General features: G+C 72.1%; 16 protein-coding genes, 1 tRNA gene and 1 other RNA gene. 3 read left to right on the top strand and 15 right to left on the bottom strand.

The genetic code is table 11. The features are described 5' to 3' along the window. Positions 1–68: 68 nt before the first annotated feature. The 10 genes from ACIA8Q_RS11090 to ffs form a co-directional block, all read right to left on the bottom strand. A complete protein-coding gene (locus tag ACIA8Q_RS11090) occupies positions 69–860 on the bottom strand; it encodes an SURF1 family protein (RefSeq protein WP_396317030.1) in 792 nt (263 codons plus the stop codon). Positions 861–1,026: 166 nt separating this feature from the next. Continuing rightward, positions 1,027–2,217, bottom strand: coding sequence for a hypothetical protein (locus ACIA8Q_RS11085; protein ID WP_396317029.1), 1,191 nt, complete (start codon positions 2,215–2,217; stop codon positions 1,027–1,029). Beyond that, positions 2,210–2,848 carry a SigE family RNA polymerase sigma factor gene (locus ACIA8Q_RS11080; protein ID WP_387900768.1) on the bottom strand — a complete coding sequence of 213 codons (639 nt, stop codon included), beginning with the start codon at positions 2,846–2,848 and terminating at the stop codon, positions 2,210–2,212. Before ACIA8Q_RS11080 ends, ACIA8Q_RS11085 begins: the two co-directional genes overlap by 8 nt. A 320-nt stretch (positions 2,849–3,168) precedes the next feature. Next, positions 3,169–4,239: an aspartate-semialdehyde dehydrogenase gene (locus ACIA8Q_RS11075; protein ID WP_360205571.1), complete on the bottom strand. Its 1,071-nt coding sequence runs from the start codon at positions 4,237–4,239 to the stop codon at positions 3,169–3,171. Further along, positions 4,236–5,516 carry an aspartate kinase gene (locus ACIA8Q_RS11070; RefSeq protein WP_360205574.1) on the bottom strand — a complete coding sequence of 427 codons (1,281 nt, stop codon included), beginning with the start codon at positions 5,514–5,516 and terminating at the stop codon, positions 4,236–4,238. Before ACIA8Q_RS11070 ends, ACIA8Q_RS11075 begins: the two co-directional genes overlap by 4 nt. 327 nt (positions 5,517–5,843) lie before the next feature. Continuing rightward, the gene (locus tag ACIA8Q_RS11065) at positions 5,844–6,560 is read right to left on the bottom strand and encodes a DUF5063 domain-containing protein (RefSeq protein WP_360205576.1); all 717 of its coding nucleotides are present in this window, start codon (positions 6,558–6,560) and stop codon (positions 5,844–5,846) included. Next, complete coding sequence (gene recR, locus ACIA8Q_RS11060; RefSeq protein WP_218198914.1) at positions 6,553–7,152, bottom strand: recombination mediator RecR; 600 nt, start codon at positions 7,150–7,152, stop codon at positions 6,553–6,555. Before recR ends, ACIA8Q_RS11065 begins: the two co-directional genes overlap by 8 nt. Positions 7,153–7,320: 168 nt before the next feature. Then, positions 7,321–7,659: a YbaB/EbfC family nucleoid-associated protein gene (locus ACIA8Q_RS11055; RefSeq protein WP_148644036.1), complete on the bottom strand. Its 339-nt coding sequence runs from the start codon at positions 7,657–7,659 to the stop codon at positions 7,321–7,323. Positions 7,660–7,815: 156 nt separating this feature from the next. Continuing rightward, entirely contained in the window at positions 7,816–9,996 is a 2,181-nt protein-coding gene (locus ACIA8Q_RS11050; protein ID WP_396317028.1) for a DNA polymerase III subunit gamma and tau, read from the bottom strand. 71 nt (positions 9,997–10,067) lie between these two features. Beyond that, positions 10,068–10,158: signal recognition particle sRNA small type (gene ffs / locus ACIA8Q_RS11045), an RNA gene on the bottom strand. Positions 10,159–10,268: 110 nt separating this feature from the next. On the opposite strand from ffs, the gene ACIA8Q_RS11040 reads away from it, so the two are divergent. Next, positions 10,269–10,353: transfer RNA gene (locus ACIA8Q_RS11040), tRNA-Ser, on the top strand. A 167-nt stretch (positions 10,354–10,520) separates the two neighbouring features. Next, the gene (locus tag ACIA8Q_RS11035) at positions 10,521–12,911 is read left to right on the top strand and encodes a helicase C-terminal domain-containing protein (protein WP_396317027.1); all 2,391 of its coding nucleotides are present in this window, start codon (positions 10,521–10,523) and stop codon (positions 12,909–12,911) included. Between the two features lie 430 nt (positions 12,912–13,341). On the opposite strand, the gene ACIA8Q_RS11030 is transcribed toward ACIA8Q_RS11035, so the two are convergent. From ACIA8Q_RS11030 to ACIA8Q_RS11010, 5 genes are all read right to left on the bottom strand, one after another. Continuing rightward, positions 13,342–13,878, bottom strand: a complete 537-nt coding sequence (locus ACIA8Q_RS11030) for a putative toxin-antitoxin system toxin component, PIN family (RefSeq protein ID WP_396317026.1) — start codon at positions 13,876–13,878, stop codon at positions 13,342–13,344. A 31-nt stretch (positions 13,879–13,909) separates the two neighbouring features. After that, positions 13,910–14,374 carry a helix-turn-helix domain-containing protein gene (locus ACIA8Q_RS11025; RefSeq protein ID WP_380451209.1) on the bottom strand — a complete coding sequence of 155 codons (465 nt, stop codon included), beginning with the start codon at positions 14,372–14,374 and terminating at the stop codon, positions 13,910–13,912. A 473-nt stretch (positions 14,375–14,847) separates the two neighbouring features. Further along, positions 14,848–15,165, bottom strand: coding sequence for a hypothetical protein (locus ACIA8Q_RS11020; protein ID WP_387900658.1), 318 nt, complete (start codon positions 15,163–15,165; stop codon positions 14,848–14,850). Next, complete coding sequence (locus tag ACIA8Q_RS11015; protein WP_396317025.1) at positions 15,162–16,367, bottom strand: Shedu anti-phage system protein SduA domain-containing protein; 1,206 nt, start codon at positions 16,365–16,367, stop codon at positions 15,162–15,164. Before ACIA8Q_RS11015 ends, ACIA8Q_RS11020 begins: the two co-directional genes overlap by 4 nt. A 240-nt stretch (positions 16,368–16,607) precedes the next feature. Next, positions 16,608–17,036: a CBS domain-containing protein gene (locus tag ACIA8Q_RS11010; RefSeq protein WP_396317024.1), complete on the bottom strand. Its 429-nt coding sequence runs from the start codon at positions 17,034–17,036 to the stop codon at positions 16,608–16,610. Between the two features lie 203 nt (positions 17,037–17,239). Here ACIA8Q_RS11010 and ACIA8Q_RS11005 point away from each other — a divergent pair, with 203 nt between their 5' ends. After that, positions 17,240–18,508 carry a GNAT family N-acetyltransferase gene (locus tag ACIA8Q_RS11005; protein ID WP_360205596.1) on the top strand — a complete coding sequence of 423 codons (1,269 nt, stop codon included), beginning with the start codon at positions 17,240–17,242 and terminating at the stop codon, positions 18,506–18,508. The last annotated feature ends 68 nt before the right edge of the window (positions 18,509–18,576 follow it).

Genomic DNA, 18,576 nt, shown 5'->3' with positions numbered 1-18,576 from the left:
CGCCGAACCGCCGATGCATCGAGCGCGTCGGAGCGCCGAACCGGCCGGCGCGCGGCCGATCGCGGCGGTCAGTCCAGGACCGGGTCCAAGCCGAGGGCCCGGTCCTGCTCCGCCTCCGCCTCGCGACGCAGCAGGCGGAACCACATGAAGACCACGAACCCGCCGAAGACGAACCACTCCAGGGTGTAGCCCAGGTTCTGGAAGGCCCGCAGGCTGAGCCCGTCGCCGCCCTGCGGCTGGACGGTGGGCACCGGGGTCAGCCCGGCCGGTGCGGCGTCCGCCGCCACCCAGCCGTCGTACCAGCCGTCGTACGCCAGCGCGTTCAGCAGTGCCGCCCGGTTGACGGTGCCGAGCTGGCCGGCCGGCAGGCCGCCGGCCACCGCACCGTTGCTGCCGCTGGTCTCACCGGCCTGCAGCCGGCCGGTGACGGTCACCTGCCCGGCCGGCGGCGGCGCGATCGCGGACGCGCCCCCGGCGGGCTCGCCGGGCGCCCAGCCGCGGACCACCGCGGCGACGTGGCCGTCGGCGGTGCGCAGCGGGGTGAGCACGTAGTAGCCCTGCTTGCCGTCCACCACCCGGTCCGGGACGAGCAGTTGGTGCTCCGGGTCGTAGTCGCCGGTCAGCGTGACGGGCTGGCCGACGGTCTCGGTGGTCACCTGCGGGGCGGCCTGGTTGAGCAGGCTCTCGATCGGCCTGGGATCACCCGCGGCGGCGACGGTCCGCTCGGCCTCCCGGTGGGAGGAGAACCGGTCCTCGAACCGGCCGAGCTGCCAGGAGCCCAGCCAGACGCACACCGCCACGGCCGCCACGGCCAGCGCGGTGCCGCCGAGCCAGCGCGGGGTCAGGAGGAACCGGTACACACCCCCCACGGTAACCAGTCCTCACACCCGCTCCGACCACAGGGGTCCGCGGCACGGACCGCGGCGGGGCGGAGCCGGCCCGGGCGACCGGACGGGCGGGGCCACGGCGGGGCGTGCCGCGGCCGGACCGACGGCGCGGAGGCGGCGGCCCCGGGCCGCCGCCGGTTCACCCCGCCGCGGGCGATCCCGAGGGCTGCGGGGCGGCCGCGCCGCCCGCCGCCTGCACCCCGCCGCGGTAGAACGTCCCGCCACAGCCGACCGGGAGGGTGACGGTGGCGGCGGCGGGGCTGCCGGGGGCGGGGGTGTGGGCGATGGTGGCGCCGGCGGGCGCCGTGGTCGGACCGGCCGTCGCGGTGGCGGTGGGACTGGGCACGGTGGTCGGCCCGGCACTGGGGGACGAACTGGCCGGGGGCCCGACGCTGGGGGCCCCCGAGGCGCCGGAGCCGGGTGCCGCCCCGGTGGCGGCGGGGGCCGGGGTGCCGGCGGCGACGGGGTTGGCGCCGCCCTGGCCGGCGGGCGTGGTGGTGGCGGTGCCGCTCCCGCGGGTGGGGCAGCCGGTCCGGTCGGGGATCCAGGTGAAGGGCACCCGGTAGCCGGCCTGCGGGGCGAGCACGGGCGGCTCGGCGTCCATCGCGGGGAGGGTCACGGCAGGGTCGCCGGCGGTGCGGTCGGCGGTGCGGACCCGGCCGCGGTCGATCCCGGTCACGGACGTGACGGCGACGGCGCCGGGGCCGCCGAGCCGGCAGCTGTGGTCGGAGACGTTGAGCACGGTGAAGGAGCCGGTGATCCGGCCGTCGGAGTCGGCGGGGCCGGTCTGGGCGCTGCCCTGGCCGAGGTCGGCACGGGTGCAGAGCGGGGTGATCGGGCTGTCGCCGGTGCTGGTGGCGGGGGCCGGGGCGGTGGTGGTGCCGTCGGCGCGGGTGGTGGTGCTGCCGGAGCTGGGCGAGGCGGTGGGGGTGCCGGACGGTGGTGCGGTGTCGCTGGTGCCGCTGCCGGGGCCGGTGCGCGGGGGTGTGCCGGAGCCGGTGGTGCCGCCGGTCCTGGTGCCGGTGGGGGCGGTGGCGGCCGGACTCTTGGCGTCGGCGGAGCCGGGGCCGCCGGAGAGGCCGAGGTGTTCCCCGTCGTGCAGGGCGGGCAGGGCGATCGCGACGGCGAGGGCGAGGGCGGCGGCGCCGGTCCAGGCTCCGCGCCGGGCGGCGCGACGGCGGGGTACGGCGTACCGGATCCGCGGCAGGCCGCCGGGTTCGGGCTGGATGTCCGCGACGGCCCGCCGCATCAGGTCCCGGACGGCCCGCTCCTCGGCGGAGAACCCGTCGTCGGCGCCGCCGGAGGGCCGTTGCCTGGCACCGTCAGCCATGTCCGGCCTCCATCTGGGACCGCAGGGCGGCGAGTCCGCGGGAGCCGTAGGCCTTCACGGACCCGAGCGAGATGCCGAGGGTGTCAGCGACCTGCGCCTCCGTCATGTCCACGAAGTAACGCAGCACCAGAACCTCCCGCTGACGGCGTTGCAGACCACGCAGCGCGGCCTTCAACTGGTCGCGCTCCAGCGCATCGTAGGCGCCTTCTTCTGCACTGGCCATGTCAGGCATGGGCTTTGGCAGGAGCCGCAGACCGAGGATCCGCCGGCGCAACGTGGAGCGCGACAGGTTGACGACGGTCTGCCGCAGGTAGGCGAGGGTCTTCTCCGGTTCACGGACCCGGCGGCGGGCGGCGTGCACCCGGATGAACGCCTCCTGGACGACGTCCTCACAGGTCGACAGGTCGTCCAGGAGCAGGGCGGCGAGCCGCAGCAGGGAGCGGTAGTGGGCTTGGTAGGTCTCGGTGAGCAGGTCCTCGCTGGTACCGGCGTCGGTGCCGGCGCCGGAGCCCGCCGCACCGGGTGCGACCGCGGTCATCTGGTCGTCTTCCGGCCTACTCGCCGGCCGCGGGGTACGCGAGGGGAAGGTCACCACGGCCCTCGCCGGGATGCCCGCCCCTGCTCCCACCATCACGTTCGCCACGCCCGTTGGACACTCGATCCCCTGTCATGGTTGCCCAGCCCGGGGGCCATTCTTCCGCATCGGCCGAAGAGGCCTCCAGGGGATTCCAGCGGGATTCCGGACAGATTGTGTCGAGGAGCGGACACGCGCCCGCCTTCCGGATGCCGTCCGGACCGTCAGGTGCTGTACCGGGCGGGCGGGGAGGACCGGACGCGGCGGGGGCCCGGTCCGCTCCGGCGGGGGTGAAGGTTCCGCCGCCCCGGGCCGGGGTTACGGTTCCGCCACCGCCCGGCAGGGGTTGCGGTTTCGCCACCCCCGCTGAGCCCCGGTCAGTCCTCGGCGGCCTGTCCGGCCGTCAGCTCACCGGCCACCAGTTCCGCGATCTGCAGCAGGTTCAGCGCCGCGCCCTTGCGCAGGTTGTCGCCGCAGAGGAAGAGGTCGAGCGCGTCCGGCTCGTCCAGGGCCCGGCGCACCCGGCCGACCCAGACCGGGTCGGTGCCGACCACGTCGTTGGGGGTGGGGAACTCCCCGGCCGCCGGATCGTCGTAGAGCACCACGCCGGGGGCGTCCCGGAGGATCTGCTGCGCGTGCTCCTGGGTGACCTCGCGTTCGAACAGCGCGTGCACGGCCAGCGCGTGGGTGCGCACGACCGGGATGCGGACGCAGGTCGCCGAGACCTTGAGGGCGGGCAGGCCGAGGATCTTGCGGGCCTCGTCGCGGATGCCCATCTCCTCCGAGGACCACCCGCCGTCCCGCAGGAAGCCCGTCCAGGGCACCGCGTTGAGGGCGAGCGGGGCCGCGAACGGCCCGTTGTCGGCGATCACCGCGCGCAGGTCGCCGGTCTGCCGGCCGAGCTCCGCGCCGGCCACCAGGGCGGTCTGTTCGCGCAGCGCCGCCTCGCCGTCACGGCCCTCGCCGGAGGCGGCCTGGTAGGAGGCGACGACGAGCTGCACCAGCCCGTACTCGGCGTGCAGGGCGCCGACGGCGGCGATCATCGCGAGGGTGGTGCTGGCGGGGCTGGCGACGATGCCGCGGGCCCGCATCCGCAGCGCGGCCGCGTTGACCTCGGGGACGACCAGCGGTACGTCCCCGGCCGTGCGGAAGGCCGCGGAGTCGTCGACCACCACGACGCCCTTGGCCGCGGCGATCGGCGCCCACTGGGCGGAGACCGCGTCGGGGACGGCGAACACGGCGACGTCGATCCCCGCGAAGGCCTCCTCCGTCAGCGGCACGACCTCGACGGGCTCCCCGCGCACGACCGGCTTGCGGCCGGCCGAGCGCGGGGAGGCGACGAGTCGGACCTCGCCCCAGACGTCCTGGCGGAGCGAGAGCAGGCCGAGCAGCACCTCGCCGACCGCGCCGGTGGCGCCGACGACGGCGAGGTTCGGCCGCCGGGTCATCGCCCGGTGCCCCCGTAGACGACGGCCTCGTCCGACTCGCTGTCCAGTCCGAAGGCGCTGTGCACGGCGCGGACGGCCTCCGGCACGTCGTCGGCGCGGGTGACGACCGAGATGCGGATCTCCGAGGTGGAGATCAGCTCGATGTTGACGCCGGCCGCCGAGAGCGCCTCGAAGAAGGTCGCGGTGACGCCCGGGTTGGAGCGCATGCCGGCGCCGACCAGGGAGATCTTGCCGATCGCGTCGTCGTAGCGGAGCGACTCGAAGCCGATGCCCTCCTTGACCCGGCCGAGCGCGTCGATGGCCTTCTGGCCCTCGGTCTTCGGCAGGGTGAAGGAGATGTCGGTCAGCCCGGTCGACGCGGCGGAGACGTTCTGCACCACCATGTCGATGTTGACCTCGGCGTCCGCGATGGCGCGGAAGATGCGGGCCGCCTCGCCCGGCTTGTCGGGCACCCCGACGACCGTGACCTTGGCCTCCGAGGTGTCGTGGGCGACTCCGGAGATGATGGCCTGCTCCATCTCGCCCCCTTCGGGCTTGTTCGGGTTGTCGTTGCTGACGATCGTCCCGGGGAGACCCGAGAAGGACGAGCGTACGTGAATCGGGATGTTGTAGCGCCGCGCGTACTCCACGCAGCGGTCGAGCAGCACCTTGGAGCCGGACGACGCCAGCTCCAGCATGTCCTCGTACGCGATCCAGTCGATCTTGCGGGCCTTCTTCACCACGCGCGGGTCGGCGGTGAAGACGCCGTCCACGTCGGTGTAGATCTCGCAGACCTCGGCCTTGAGCGCGGCGGCGAGCGCGACGGCGGTGGTGTCCGACCCGCCGCGGCCCAGCGTGGTGATGTCCTTGCTGCTCTGCGAGACGCCCTGGAACCCGGCCACGATCGCGATGTTGCCCTCGTCCAGGGCGGTGCGGATGCGGCCCGGCGTCACGTCGATGATGCGCGCCTTGTTGTGGACGGAGTCGGTGATGACACCGGCCTGGCTGCCCGTGAAGGACTGGGCCTCGTGACCCAGGGATTTGATCGCCATGGCCAGCAGCGCCATGGAGATGCGCTCTCCAGCGGTCAGCAGCATGTCGAACTCACGGCCGGCAGGGAGCGGTGACACCTGCTCCGCGAGTTCGATGAGCTCGTCCGTCGTGTCGCCCATCGCGGACACCACGACGACGACCTCATGGCCGGCCTTCTTGGCGTCAACGATTCGACGGGCCACGCGCTTGATGCCCTCGGCATCCGCAACGGATGAGCCGCCGTACTTCTGCACGACAAGGCCCACGTGCGCTCCTCGACTTGTGTCGTCTTCCGGGGGCTCCGGGCCCCCGCACCCCCGGGGGAACGGGGGCATGCGGTCGGCGCCAGTCTACCGAGCAGGGGTGCCCCGACCGGCGCCTTCCACATGATGAGACGACTGTTTCACCAGGTGGTCGGCCCGCCGGGCTGCGCCACCGGCAGGTCTGCGGGCGATCCGGCGGTGCCCCGAAGAATCGGCGGACGGACGGACGGCGATCCGGCGGGTTTCCCTCCCCGCCCGGACCGCTGAGGCATCCGTCACACTCCGCCGGAGCCGGTCACCGTCCGCCACGGCCGGCCGCGCCGGGCGCCGCTACCGCCCGAGACCCAGCTCGGCCGCCATCAGGTCGCCGGCCTGTTGCTCCAGCTGCTCGTCGGTGAGCCCGTCGTCGTCCGTGTCGGCGCCGTCCGGCACCGCCCCGATCGGGCTGTCCAGCCGCACGTGCGCGATCAGCGACTGCAGCGCGCGCAGCACCGCCGTGCAGGTCGTGCCCCAGTTGGAGAGGTACGAGAACTGCCACCACCACAGCGCCTCGCTGACCCGGCCCTCACGGTAGTGCGTCAGCCCGTGCTGCAGCTCGCTGACCACCCCCGCCAGGTCGTCCGAGATCCGGAAGGCGTTCGGCTTCTCCGGCGGCCCGTACGGGTCGAAGACCTCGTGGTACACGTCGATCGGGGCGAGCAGCACGGCCAGCCGCTCGCGGAGCTGCTCGCCGTCCGGCTCGGGCCCCGCGTCGGGCTCGAAGCGGTCCTCGGGGACGACGTCCTCGATGGCGCCCAGCCGGCCGCCGGCCAGCAGCAGCTGCGAGACCTCCAGGAGCAGCAGCGAGACCGCGCTGCCCGGCTCGTCGCCCTTGGCGACCTCGGTGACGGCGAGCACGAAGCTCTCCACCGAGTCGGCGATCTGCACGGCGAAGTCGTCCGGCTCCGAGCCGTGCGCGTGGGTGTGCGGCGCGTGGTCCCCGTGCGGCTGTCCGTGGGACGGCTGGTGGGGCGTGTGGGGCTGCTGGTTGAGCGTCCGGTCAGACATCGAGCAGTCGTCTCCCTTCGAAGGCGCGGCCGAGGGTGACCTCGTCCGCGTACTCCAGATCCCCGCCGACGGGCAGACCGCTCGCCAGCCGGGTCACCTTCAGGCCCATCGGCTTGCAGAGCCGGGCCAGATAGGTGGCGGTCGCCTCCCCCTCCAGGTTGGGGTCGGTGGCCAGGATCAGCTCGGTGACCGTGCCGTCCGCGAGGCGCGACAGCAGCTCGCGGATCCGCAGGTCGTCCGGGCCGACGCCCTCGATGGGGCTGATCGCGCCGCCCAGCACGTGGTAGCGGCCGCGGAACTCACGGGTGCGCTCGATGGCGACGACGTCCTTGGGCTCCTCCACCACGCAGATGACGGCGAGGTCGCGGCGCGGGTCCAGACAGACCCGGCACTGCTCGGCCTCCGCGACGTTCCCGCAGACCGCGCAGAAACGGACCTTGTCCTTGACCTCCAGCAGCGCGTGCGCGAGACGGCGCACGTCGGTCGGGTCGGCCTGCAGGACGTGGAAGGCGATCCGCTGGGCGCTCTTGGGACCGACACCGGGCAGCCTGCCCAGCTCGTCGATCAGGTCCTGAACCACGCCCTCGTACAACGTCGCGCCTTCCTTCGGATGGTCGGTGGTGCTCCGGTGCCATCATCCAACGAATCGGGCGCCGGACACACCGCCCGACGCCCGACTCCCACATAAATCACATGGGTCCGCTGTCTGAACTCCAGAATCCCGGGGCTCCGGGCCCCCGGGGCTCCGGGGCCGGAGGGGTCAGAACGGCAGACCGGGGATCCCGCCGCCCAGGCCCTGGGTCAGCGGGCCCATGCGCTCGGCCTGCATCTTCTGCGCCGTCTGGTTGGCGTCCCGCACGGCCGCCAGGATCAGGTCGGCCAGGGTCTCGGTGTCCTCCGGGTCGACGGCGGCCGGGGCGATGGTCAGCGCCACCAGCTCACCGGCACCGGTCACCGTGGCCTCGACCAGGCCACCGCCCGCCGAACCGTTCACCTTCGCCTCGGCCAGCTCCTGCTGCGCCTTCGCGAGATCCTGCTGCATCTTCTGCGCCTGCTTCAGCAGCTGCTGCATGTTGGGCTGGCCACCACCGGGAAACACGGCTCACTCCTCGCTGTCGTGCCTGCTGGCCCGCCCCGTCGTCCACGTGCCCGCCCCGCTCGCGCCATCCGCGTGCGGGACGGGGCGCGTCGCCCGTCCGCAGTCCAGCTCGCGTCGTCACGGCCGAGCCTACGTGCTGCCGGGGCGGCCCGTCGCTCAGTTGCCGCGGTGGTGGATCTCCTCCAGGACCGTCGCCCCCAGCTCGCGGATGATCAGGTCCTGACCGGAGAACGCGTCCTCGTTGAGGTCCGGGTCGTCCTCCTCCGGGACGTCGTCCTCCGGCCGCACGGACTGCACCGGGCGGGCCGGCACGGCCGCCACCGGCGGCGCGGCCTGGACCGGCGGGGAAGCCACCGGGGCGGCCTGCGGCTGCGGCGAGGACTGCGGCTGCACCGGCGCGGGCACCGGGGCCGGCACCGGCGGCGCGGCGGCCGCCGGACGGGCCGGAGCCCCCCAGCCGCCCCCGGCCGGGGCACCGCCACCGGCCGGGACGCCGCCACCGCCACCGAGGCTGCCGCCGCCGGACGGGTCGACGATGCACTCGATCCGCCAGTCCACGCCCAGCGCGTCGCCCAGCGCCTGGCGCAGCACGTCGTCGCTGTTGCTGCCGACGAAGCTGTCCCTGGCGCCGGCGTTGATGAACGACACCTGGAGCACGCTGCCGTCGAACCCGGCCACCTGACCGTTCTGGCTGAGCAGGATCCAGGTGAAACGGCGGCGGTTCTTCACCGCCTCCAGGATCTGCGGCCACAGCTGCCGGACCTGCGCGGCACCCTGCTGCGCCGCGGCCGACGGCTGCGCGCCGGGCGCGGACGCGGGAACCGGGGGCGCGGGGGCGGCCACGGGGGCGGGCGCGGCGGGGGCGGGCGCCGGGGCGGCCTCCGCCGCCGGAGCAGGCGCCTGCGGCGCGGGGGCACCGGCCGGGGGGAAGCTGCGCGGGATCGGCCAGGCACCGGGCGCCGGCCCGGCGGGCGCGGGCGCCACCGGCGCGGAAGCCGGGGCCGCCTGGACGGGCGGGGCCTGCACCGGAGCGGCCTCCGCCACCGGGGCGGGCCCCGGGACGGGCGCGGCCGCGGGGGCCGCGACCGGAACAGCCGCGGGGGCCGCGGGGGCCGCGGGAGCCGCCACGGGGGCCGGGCCCGCCGGTACCAGTCCCGCCGGAGCGGCGAACCCGCCGGCGGCCGCCCGGCGCTCCAGCTTGTCCAGCCGCGCCTGCAGCGACAGCTCGTCGCTGTACGCGCCCGGCAGCATCACCCGGGCGCAGATCAGCTCCAGCTGCAGCCGGGGCGCCGCGTTGCCGCGCATCTCGGTCAGCCCGGTGTTGACGAGGTCAGCCGCGCGGCTCAGCTCCGCCGCACCGAAGGCGTCCGCCTGCGCCTGCATGACTGCGACCCGGTCCGCCGGGGCGTCGATCAGCCCCTTCTCCCCCGCCTCCGGAACGGTGGCCAGGATGACCAGGTCGCGCAGCCGCTCCAGCAGGTCGGTGACGAAGCGCCGCGGATCGTGCCCGCCCTCGACCACCCGGTCGATCACCTGGAACACCGTCGCCCCGTCCTGCGCGGCGAAGGCGTCCACCACCTCGTCCAGCAGCGCCGAGTCGGTGTACCCGAGCAGCGCCGTCGCCATCTGGTACGTCACGCCGCCCTCGGCGGCACCGGCCAGCAGCTGGTCCATGACCGACATCGAGTCACGCACCGAACCCGCGCCGGCGCGGACCACCAGCGGGAACACCGAGTCCTCGACCTGGATGCCCTCCCGGCCGCAGACCTCCGCCAGGTAGTCGCGCAGGGTGCCCGGCGGCACCAGCCGGAACGGGTAGTGGTGCGTCCGGGACCGGATCGTCCCGATGACCTTCTCCGGCTCGGTGGTCGCGAAGATGAACTTCAGGTGCTCCGGCGGCTCCTCCACCACCTTGAGCAGCGCGTTGAACCCCGCCGAGGTCACCATGTGGGCCTCGTCCAGGATGAAGATCTTGTACCGGCTGTGCACCGGCGCGAAGAAGGCCCGCTCCCGCAGCTCGCGCGCGTCGTCGACGCCGCCGTGCGAGGCCGCGTCGATCTCGATCACGTCGATCGAGCCGGGCCCGCCGGTCGCGAGGTCGCGACAGGACTGGCACTCGCCGCAGGGCGTCGGCGTCGGCCCCTGCTCACAGTTCAGACAGCGGGCCAGGATGCGTGCGCTCGTGGTCTTGCCACAGCCGCGCGGCCCGCTGAACAGGTACGCGTGGTTGACCCTGTTGTTGCGCAGGGCCTGCTGGAGCGGAGCGGTCACGTGCTCCTGCCCGATGACCTCCGCGAAGGTCTCGGGGCGGTAGCGGCGGTACAGGGCTAGGGACACACCCCCGACGATATCGGGACGCACGGACAAACGCGTCGCCCCTCGCCCCCGCCCACCGGCCCCGGGAACGCAAAGACCCCCCGTGCACCCGCCAGAGCCCTCCTACCCTTGCTGCCTTCCGGCCCTGGGGGGGTTCAGAGAGATAACGCCACACGAGGGGCTGACACCCACAGTACCGGATCCCCGCCCCGACGATCCACAGGCCACCCCGCCTCCGAGCCTCCGGGATAGCTGGTCGCGACCACCCCTCAACATGTACTAAGCTCTCCCACGGAGGATTCGCCTAGAGGCCTAGGGCGCACGCTTGGAAAGCGTGTTGGGGGCAACCCCTCACGAGTTCGAATCTCGTATCCTCCGCCGGCAGAAGGCCCGGACCGCGTCACGCGGTCCGGGCCTTCGTCGTTCCCACCCCTGTTTGGTACGTCATCCTTGTACCCCCAGCTGGTTCCGGCAGGACGTGGACGTCCTCCGTTGTGGTGAGGTGCCCCATCAGTAAGAAGAGCGGATCGACACTGGCCGCCTGGTTGCGCGGCCTGGACGCGGCCGAGTTGGAGCGAATCCTGGTGGCCCGCCCGGACGCCGCGTCCGCTCCGGAACCGCGGTCGGTCGGTGAACTGGCGGACCGCCTCCAGCGCCCGGCCTCGGTGGCACTGGCCCTGCCCCGGCTCTCGCTGCCGTGCCTTCAGGTGGCAGAGGCCGTCGCCGCACTGACCTCCGTGTCACGGGACGATCTGGCGGGACTCCTGGACGCGACGCACGGTGACCGCGCCCACGGATTGGATGCCGTCCTGAACGCGCTGGCCGACCGCGCCCTGGTGTGGCCGACCGGCAGTGGGCTGCTGCACATGGCGGCGCCGCTACGGAGCGCGTGGGGCTCGCCCCTGGGGCTCGACGCACCGCTCGTGCAACTGCTCGCGGGCTCGAACTCCGACGAACTGGGCCGCATGTTGGCGAAACTCGACGTCAAACCGGCCGCCAACAGAAAAGAGATGCGGCTGGCGGCGCTGGTCGACCATCACAGCGATCCGGCTCGGGTCGCCGCGCTGGTGGCCAAGGCGCCCACAGCCACCCGGAAACTCCTTGAGCGGCTGGCGCGTGAGGTCCCCAAGCGACCGGACTTCATCATGTTCGGGGCTCCGGCCGACTCCAAGCCCGGTGAACAATGGGCGCTGGAGCGGGGGCTGCTGATCCGGGACCGCCACTGGTACAGCTCGGCCCGCGTGCCCGCGGAGGTCGCACTCGCATTGCGCGGCTCCGACTGGCACGCCCCGTTCACGCCCGTCCCGCCCGGTGTGCGGTCGGTGCCTGCCACCACCCCGGACATCGACCGTGAAACCGCAGCCGCGTCGATGGCGTTCGCCGCCCATGCCGTGTCCGTCCTCGGGGTGTGCGCCGCCACTCCCCCGGCCCGGCTCAAGGCCGGCGGGATCGGCGCCCGCGAGCTGTCCCGGATCGGCAAGGCGGCACAGTGCGACGAGATCGTGGTGCGCCTCGTGCTGGAGGCGGCGAGCGCGGCCGGGTTGCTGGCCCGGGACGGTGACCGGGTCGCGGCTACCGCCGCCTACGACACCTGGGCCGAGCAGGAACCGGCCGACCAACTCACCGTGCTACTCCAGGCGTGGTGGGCGCTCCCGCTGACCCCCGGCGGAAGCCGCGACGAGGACGGGAAGGCTCTTCCGGCGCTCGCCGGGGCACCGCCCTGCGGAGGCTGCGTGCAGGCCCGGCACGGGCTGCTCACAGCCGCGTCGCAGCTCCCGGTCGGCGAAGGTGCAGCGAAGCCGGCGGAACTGGGCGCGCTGCTCGTGTGGCTCCGCCCTCTCTCCGACGAACTCCCCCAGGACGCCACGCCGTTCGCCACCCTGATCAAGGAGGCGGAACTGCTCGGCGCACTCGCCCTCGGGGCCGTTTCCCCGATCGGGGCCGCCCTGCTCGCCGACGACGCCGAAGCCCTGACCGACACCTGCCGGCGACTGCTGCCCGCCGCCAGCGTGACTGCCCGCTTCGGCAGCGATCTCACGGCCGTGGTCACCGGCACGCCGTCGGCATACCTCCTCGCACTGCTGGACTCCGTCGCGGACCGGGAGACCGCCGGTGCGGCGTCCGTATGGCGGTTCAGCCCGAGAAGCGTCCGCCGCGCCCTCGACGCCGGCCTCACCCCCGACACCCTCACAGCCGACCTGGCCGCCATCGCCGTCGAGTCGCTTCCCCAGCCGCTCTCGTACCTGATCCACGACACCGCGCGCAGCCACGGCCGGATGCGCGTCGTCTCCGCGGCCTGTGTGATTCACGGCGAGGAACCCGCCCTCCTCGCCGAACTGGCCGCGCACCGCAAGCTCACTCAGCTCGGCCTGCGGCTGCTGGCACCGACGGTGCTGATTAGCCGGACCCCACTGGACCAGACGCTCGCGGCACTGCGGTCCGCGGGCTACGCCCCCGTCCCCGAGAAACCCGACGGGTCCGTCCGCATCGAACGGGCCCAGCACCACCGCGCGGCGGGCTCCGTCCCGCTCCCGCGTCCAGCCGGTGGCAGGCCCCGCCCGCAGCACACGAAAGCCCTCACCGCAGAGGCCCGGACGACCGTCGACCTACCCGCCCTCGCCACCCGGCTGCGGGGCACCCCGCAGGACATCCCGGAGCCCGACCCGTACGACGGCCGCCCCTACGACAGGGACACCGAGGAGATCATCGCAGGCTACGCGCGCAACCTGCCCTTCACTGACGTCCGCCAGCTGGCCCATGCCGTCAACGACGGCCAGGCCATCACGATCGAATATGTAGCCACCTCAGGCAACACAACCGTCCGCACCCTCAGCCGGCTCGAACTGGATGCTCCCTACCTGCACGCCTGGTGCCATCTGCGGAACGACGAGCGGGTGTTCACCCTCTCTCGCATCCATGGGGTGATGCCCGCGTAGCCCCGGGCGGAATCAACACCATCGCGAAGAGGCTCCTGGTTGCAGTTCTGGTTGCGTTCACCCCCGTCCGGGGGCGTTCAGCGCCCGACCCGCGAGTCATTCCGTCGCAGGTCAGGACACCTACGGCCGTCCCCGGACAGTCGGACGAACATTTGGAAAGCGTGTTGGGGGCAACCCCTCACGAGTTCGAATCTCGTATCCTCCGCCGGCAGAAGGCCCGGACCGCATCACGTGGTCCGGGCCTTCGTCGTTTCCCCTTCTCCCACAGTCGCCCCTCGACCATCTCGGCGGCCCACCGGGGCAACGGCGTGGTGCGCGACATGGAGCTTGTCCCCCAGAGTTGCCAAGCATCGTCCCGCTCCTGTGTGAGTGAGTACGCGAAGGCCCCGGCCAGCATCTGCTGGCGGCCGGGGCCCATGGACTTGGCTCGTCAGGTGCTCTCGACAGGTCCGCTTCGGAGCATGCTCACTGATCCGATCAGTTGGGATCTCTCCAACTGGCCCAGCACATCGTCGAACGTGACCGGCTCCCGTCGCCGACTACCCGCAATCTCCATGACGCAGCCGTAGACCACACGGTCGTCCAGGTCGATCAAGTCCATGACGAAGTCGTCGGCGGTCTTCTGCTCGATGCCCCACTCCGCCACGTACTCGGACGGGAAATCCTTGCTGTTGTCGGTGACGATCACTTGCGCGCCGGCCCTGATCGCCGCCGCGAGGACGTGACGGTCGTTCGGATCGGGGAGCTTAAGCCCGTCGATCAGAGGCTCGTAGCCGGTGACGATGCAGTCCCGCACAGCTGCGTTCATGCGGCGCCGCAGCTCCGCACGCTTCTCGTCGTCTCCGATGTCGTTGCGGCGGAGTGCAGCTTCCACCTCGTCGAGGATCTGCTCGGTCCACTTGGCTTGGACGATCCCGTGCCGAGCCAGACGGATGAGCAGATCCCGCACCGTGTTCGGGTAGAGCACGTTCGAGTCGTACAGAACAATGAAGGCCATGTCAGAGCAGCCCCAGCTCCTCATCGAGGGCCGTGAGCGAGTCGGCTGCGTCCTTACGTTCGCGGTCGTCTCTCCGCTTGTACTCCATGACATCGTTGAACTTGATGCGCCGATGGCGCCCGACCCGTTCGAAGGGGATGTCTCCCTTCTCCAGGAGACCGATCAGGTAGGGCCTGGAAACGTTGAGCATGTCGGCGGCGACCTGGGTGGACACGATGGCATTGACTGGCATGATCTGCACGCCTTGCCCGTTCGCCAGGGCGGCGAGCATGGCGGCGAACATCTCGACCGTGGGGCGCGGCAGCACAAGAGGATCGTCGGTGCCGACCTCACCGACGATGGTGATGTCTGCGGTGGCGTCCGTGTTGTGCGCGAGGTAGTCACGGACCCTACGCAGCGCCCGTTCGGCGCTTTGCGCGTCCACGGTGCCCGGCGCGATCTTCCGGCCTTCTGTGGCGGTTGCCATAGTCGAACCTCCTAGCTTCCCAGCGTAGTCGCAGCATCCGAAGTATTCGAAATATTCGCAACATCTTCCCGGGTAACGATTCGGCGAACCGCTGGCTACTGTCGGTTCACTCGATCAGGGGAGCGATGGCTACCCCGGGCCACGCCACTCTGGTCGGGCTGCAGCCGACGGATGACCGGACCGACACCTGCGACAGGGCGGACGCCGTTCCCCGAGCGCCGCCTGCACGCTTGGTCTCAGTTCTGGTCTCGTTCACCCCCGTCCAGCCGGGTCCAGCCACTGCCCAGCGGTTCACTCCGCCGCAGGTCAGGACAGCCGCGAACCCCGGCGGACACCGTTGGAGGCACTTGGAAAGCGTGTTGGGGGCAACCCCTCACGAGTTCGAATCTCGTATCCTCCGCCGGCAGAAGGCCCGGACCGCGTCACGCGGTCCGGGCCTTCGTCGTTGCCGACTGTCCCCGCTGCCATCATGTTTACCGTCGGCGCAGGTGGCGAGAGGCCTCCAAGCAGGAAGACAACCAGGTTGCCTCTGGTTGGTTGATGACCAGGTCGCCGACAGTGATCATCCCGCCCATGGCCTCGCCGACCCGGATCGAGTGGTCGCCGACGCGGAACAGCTGCCAATCCGCGTCGCTGTGCCAGAGGCGCGCCGTCTTCTCCCCTCGACGCTGAGCAAAAACGAGCTCCTCGCCGTACTCGTTCAGGAAGTAGCCCACGTAGTCCTTCGCAGTGATCGAGCCACCGCACAGGCGAGCCAGGAGCTGCTCGATCGAGGGCTGGGCGCCAGTCACGAGTCGGCCTCCTCAGTCGCTTCCGAGTCCTGTTGTTCGGATGACAGCGCAAGCATCCGACTGGCCGAATCGAGCAGGGTCTCGTAGGTGATCACTTCTATCCGGGTGGCGTGCGTGTTGTAGGTACGCAGGGTCTGTGCGACTTCCGTCGGCGCAATACCCCCTCCCACATAGCGCGAGTGGCCGATCACAATGGTGGCCGAGGCCCTGCGGCTGTCGACTCCGTAGTCGGCCAGGATGGTCCGCCGGTTCTCGTCCAGTGTCCGCAGGTAGTTCTGCGCCTGGGAGACCGCTTGGTGGGGTGGCGCGCCGAGCATCAGATGGCCGCTGCGGCGAATGACCAAGTTCTCGATGTTGGCGCGCTTGAGCTCGACGACGTGCAGGGAGCCATCGGCACGCAGAAGCGGGATGTCCAGGATGGTGTCCGGGGTGAATTGGCGGCGCGCCAGCTCACCCACATAGGCCCCGCCGAAGATCCACGCCTGATTCTTCAGACAGGCGTGAAGCGCGCTCTCGGAACTGGCCGGATCGTCCACCGTAGCCCTCAGGGCCGCGAGGCCGGCCCGCCTGGCCTTCAGCTCGAGGAACTGGGCCAACAGCCCCGCGTCGGCATCCGCCAGGACATCACCCAGCAACCGGGCAGACTCCGCAGAGGCCGGACGCGGCAGACTTCGCAGGACGAGCTCAAGGTGGCCATACTGCTGGAGTCGCCTGACCTCCCGAGTGGACAGCCGGATCCCACCCTCGCCAGCCTCGACTCCTAGGTGATCGGCGGACTGTGCAATGCCGCGGAAGAGATCACGGGCATCCGCGGCAGTCGCGTCCGGATTGTCACGGCAGAGCACGTCAAGCACGGCAACCGCCCGGCCGGCGCCAAGAGCGGCCATCCTCCGATGGAACTCCTCGCCACGCTGCTGAGCGTCCTCGTCGTAGTACCCCTCCAAAACTTCGAGGAACAGCTCTCCGCCGGCATAACCGGCGAACCGTTGGAAGCGCTGAGCAAGCGCGAAGTCCCCACACAGGACGGCCCCTTGGGCCACATCGTTCAGGGCGTCCACCAATGGCCGGCCCTTGCCGTACGTGCGGTCCGTTCCCATGATCCGCAACACCTTATCGATGCGCTGCTGGACCACCGCGTGCTCGGTGAGCCCCCTTGCCGCTTCGACCATGCACTGGAGCGAGAAGCTGGATCTGAATCCCATCGAGCTAGCCTAGGGTCGGGTACTGACAGCAAAGCCTTGGCCCCACCCACTTCACCCGACGTCAGAACCGGCACGAACCCCGGCGGACAGCGCCCAGGAGAATTGGAAAGCGTGTTGGGGGCAACCCCTCACGAGTTCGAATCTCGTATCCTCCGCCGACAGGAGGCCCGGACCGCGTCACGCGGTCCGGGCCTCCGCGGCGTGTCGGGGCCACCCCTCACCCGGTCCGGGGCGGCGGCGTCACGCGGTCGGTGCGACGGTGAGCCGGCGGGTGGCGCGGTCCGCGGTGAGCACGCCGAGGATGTAGCCGTCCTCGTCCACGACGGGCCAGACCGACAGGTGCTTGACCCGCATCGCGATCGCGGCCAGCGACAGGCCCATGGTCGGCCAGGTGAACGGGCCGCGCTGGTGGGAGGTGGCGCTGATCGCGGTGCGCTCGCCGTCCCAGGGCCGGTCCAGGAACGGGCGGAGTCCGGCCCGGGTGACCAGCCCCTCGCACCGGCCGTCGTGGTCGCGGACGAGCAGGTACTCGACGCCCGCCCCGCGGAGGATGTCCTCGGCCTGGACGACGGTCTTGTCGTCGGCTATCTGGTAGTCGCAGGGGTCCATGGCGTCGGCGACCGTGAGGCCGCGGCCGCGCCGTACCGGCTGCGGGGAGTGGGTGGTCACGGTGCTCACCGTTCCCGTCTCCGACCGCCCACCTCGGGCTGCCGGACTGCCCTTCACCCAGGACGAAGCCGGAACGGGTACCGGAATGCGGGTTGCCCTGGATGACTCCGACCCTACTCCCCCGCCCGGCGGGAAGTCGGGCGGACGCACCGGGGGCGGCCCATGATGGAAGTCCGGGGGCTCGCGACCTTCGAGAGCGGCACATGGCTGTCTGGCACGTCCGGGACTTCACGCCCGAGGACCTCGAAGCGGTGGTGCGGCTCGACGCCGACAGCGCCACCACGGATCACACCGCCGTCTTCCGCCTCTCCGACGTGGTCTCCGCGTTGCAGGCGCGGAACCCGAGCGTCGTCGTGACGGCCGACGGACACCTCGTGGGCGCGGCGGTGGGCCGGGTGGACGGGGACCGCGCGTGGGTGCTGCGCATCGCCCTGCATCCCGCCTGGCGGCACCTGGGCATCGGCACCGCCCTGCTGTCGGCGCTGGAGCACCGCCTGCGGGACGCCGGCGCCAGGATCGTCGCGGCGCTGCTGCCGGACGGGGAGACCGGCGCCACCGCACTGGTCAACTCCGGGTTCCGCCCGCACCGGGGGCTCACGTACTTCGAGAAGTGGGAGGCGGTCGGCGCCCAGGACGCGACGGTCCTGGCCGTGCTGGGCGCGGTCATGCCCGAGGCCCACCTCTGGGACCGGCTCGCGGGCATGGCCGACGAGAAGCGGCTCATCGAACGACGGCTGGTGCTGCCCCTGGCCAACCCCGAGCTGGCGGACGCCCACGGCGTGGAACCTCCCCGCGCGGTCGTGCTGTTCGGCCCTCCGGGCACCGGCAAGAGCACGTTCGCCAAGGCCGTGGCCGGTCGGCTCGGCTGGCCGTTCATCGAGCTCTTCCCCTCCCGGCTCGCGTCCGAGGACGGGCTGGCCGCCGGACTCGTCCACCGCTTCGAGGAGGTGGCGCAGCTCGACCACGTGCTGCTGTTCATCGACGAGGTCGAGGAGGTCGCCGGTACCCGCAGCCTCGCCTCCCCCGCGTCGGTCGGCGTGGTCAACGAACTCCTCAAGTCGATCGTGCGGTTCCGTGAGCGCGACGACCGGCTCCTCGTCTGCGCCACCAACTCGGTGGCCGCCCTGGACCCGGCGTTCCTGCGGCACGGCCGGTTCGACTACGTCCTGCCGGTCGGACCGCCCGACTCCGCGGCCCGCGACGCACTGTGGGCCGGCTACACGGCGAGGACGGGTACCGCCGCCGACACGGCGGTCCTGGCCGCGGCCAGCGAGGGCTTCACCCCCGCCGACATCCGGCAGGTCGCCATGGCGGTCGCCCAGAGCACCTTCGAGCACACCCTCGACACGGGCGAGCGGACCCGGCCGGAAACCCAGGAGTACCTGGACGCCATCCACCGCACCCGTCCGACCGTCTCCGCGGAGATGGCCCGGGAGTTCGCCGACCAGGCGGCCCGCTACGGGCGGGTCTGAGCAGGCCACCGCCGTCGTGTCCGGTGGTCCGGTGGTCCGGTGGTCCGTCCGGAGACGCCGGCTCCGAG

This window comes from Kitasatospora sp. NPDC051705 (assembly GCF_044453265.1).
Taxonomy (GTDB): Bacteria; Actinomycetota; Actinomycetes; order Streptomycetales; family Streptomycetaceae; genus Kitasatospora.
The sequence above is the reverse complement of the archived record's forward strand: the minus strand, read 5'-3'. Positions and strand labels throughout refer to the sequence as shown.

Bases quoted from the DNA above. Each gene is read 5' to 3' on its own strand.
- ACIA8Q_RS11065 (WP_360205576.1), bottom strand. From the start codon at position 6,560: ATGTCTGACCGGACGCTCAACCAGCAGCCCCACACGCCCCACCAGCCG.
- ACIA8Q_RS11080 (WP_387900768.1), bottom strand. From the start codon at position 2,848: ATGGTGGGAGCAGGGGCGGGCATCCCGGCGAGGGCCGTGGTGACCTTC.
- ACIA8Q_RS11005 (WP_360205596.1), top strand. From the start codon at position 17,240: ATGGCTGTCTGGCACGTCCGGGACTTCACGCCCGAGGACCTCGAAGCG.
- ACIA8Q_RS11025 (WP_380451209.1), bottom strand. From the start codon at position 14,374: ATGGCAACCGCCACAGAAGGCCGGAAGATCGCGCCGGGCACCGTGGAC.
- ACIA8Q_RS11015 (WP_396317025.1), bottom strand. From the start codon at position 16,367: ATGGGATTCAGATCCAGCTTCTCGCTCCAGTGCATGGTCGAAGCGGCA.
- ACIA8Q_RS11075 (WP_360205571.1), bottom strand. From the start codon at position 4,239: ATGACCCGGCGGCCGAACCTCGCCGTCGTCGGCGCCACCGGCGCGGTC.
- ACIA8Q_RS11085 (WP_396317029.1), bottom strand. From the start codon at position 2,217: ATGGCTGACGGTGCCAGGCAACGGCCCTCCGGCGGCGCCGACGACGGG.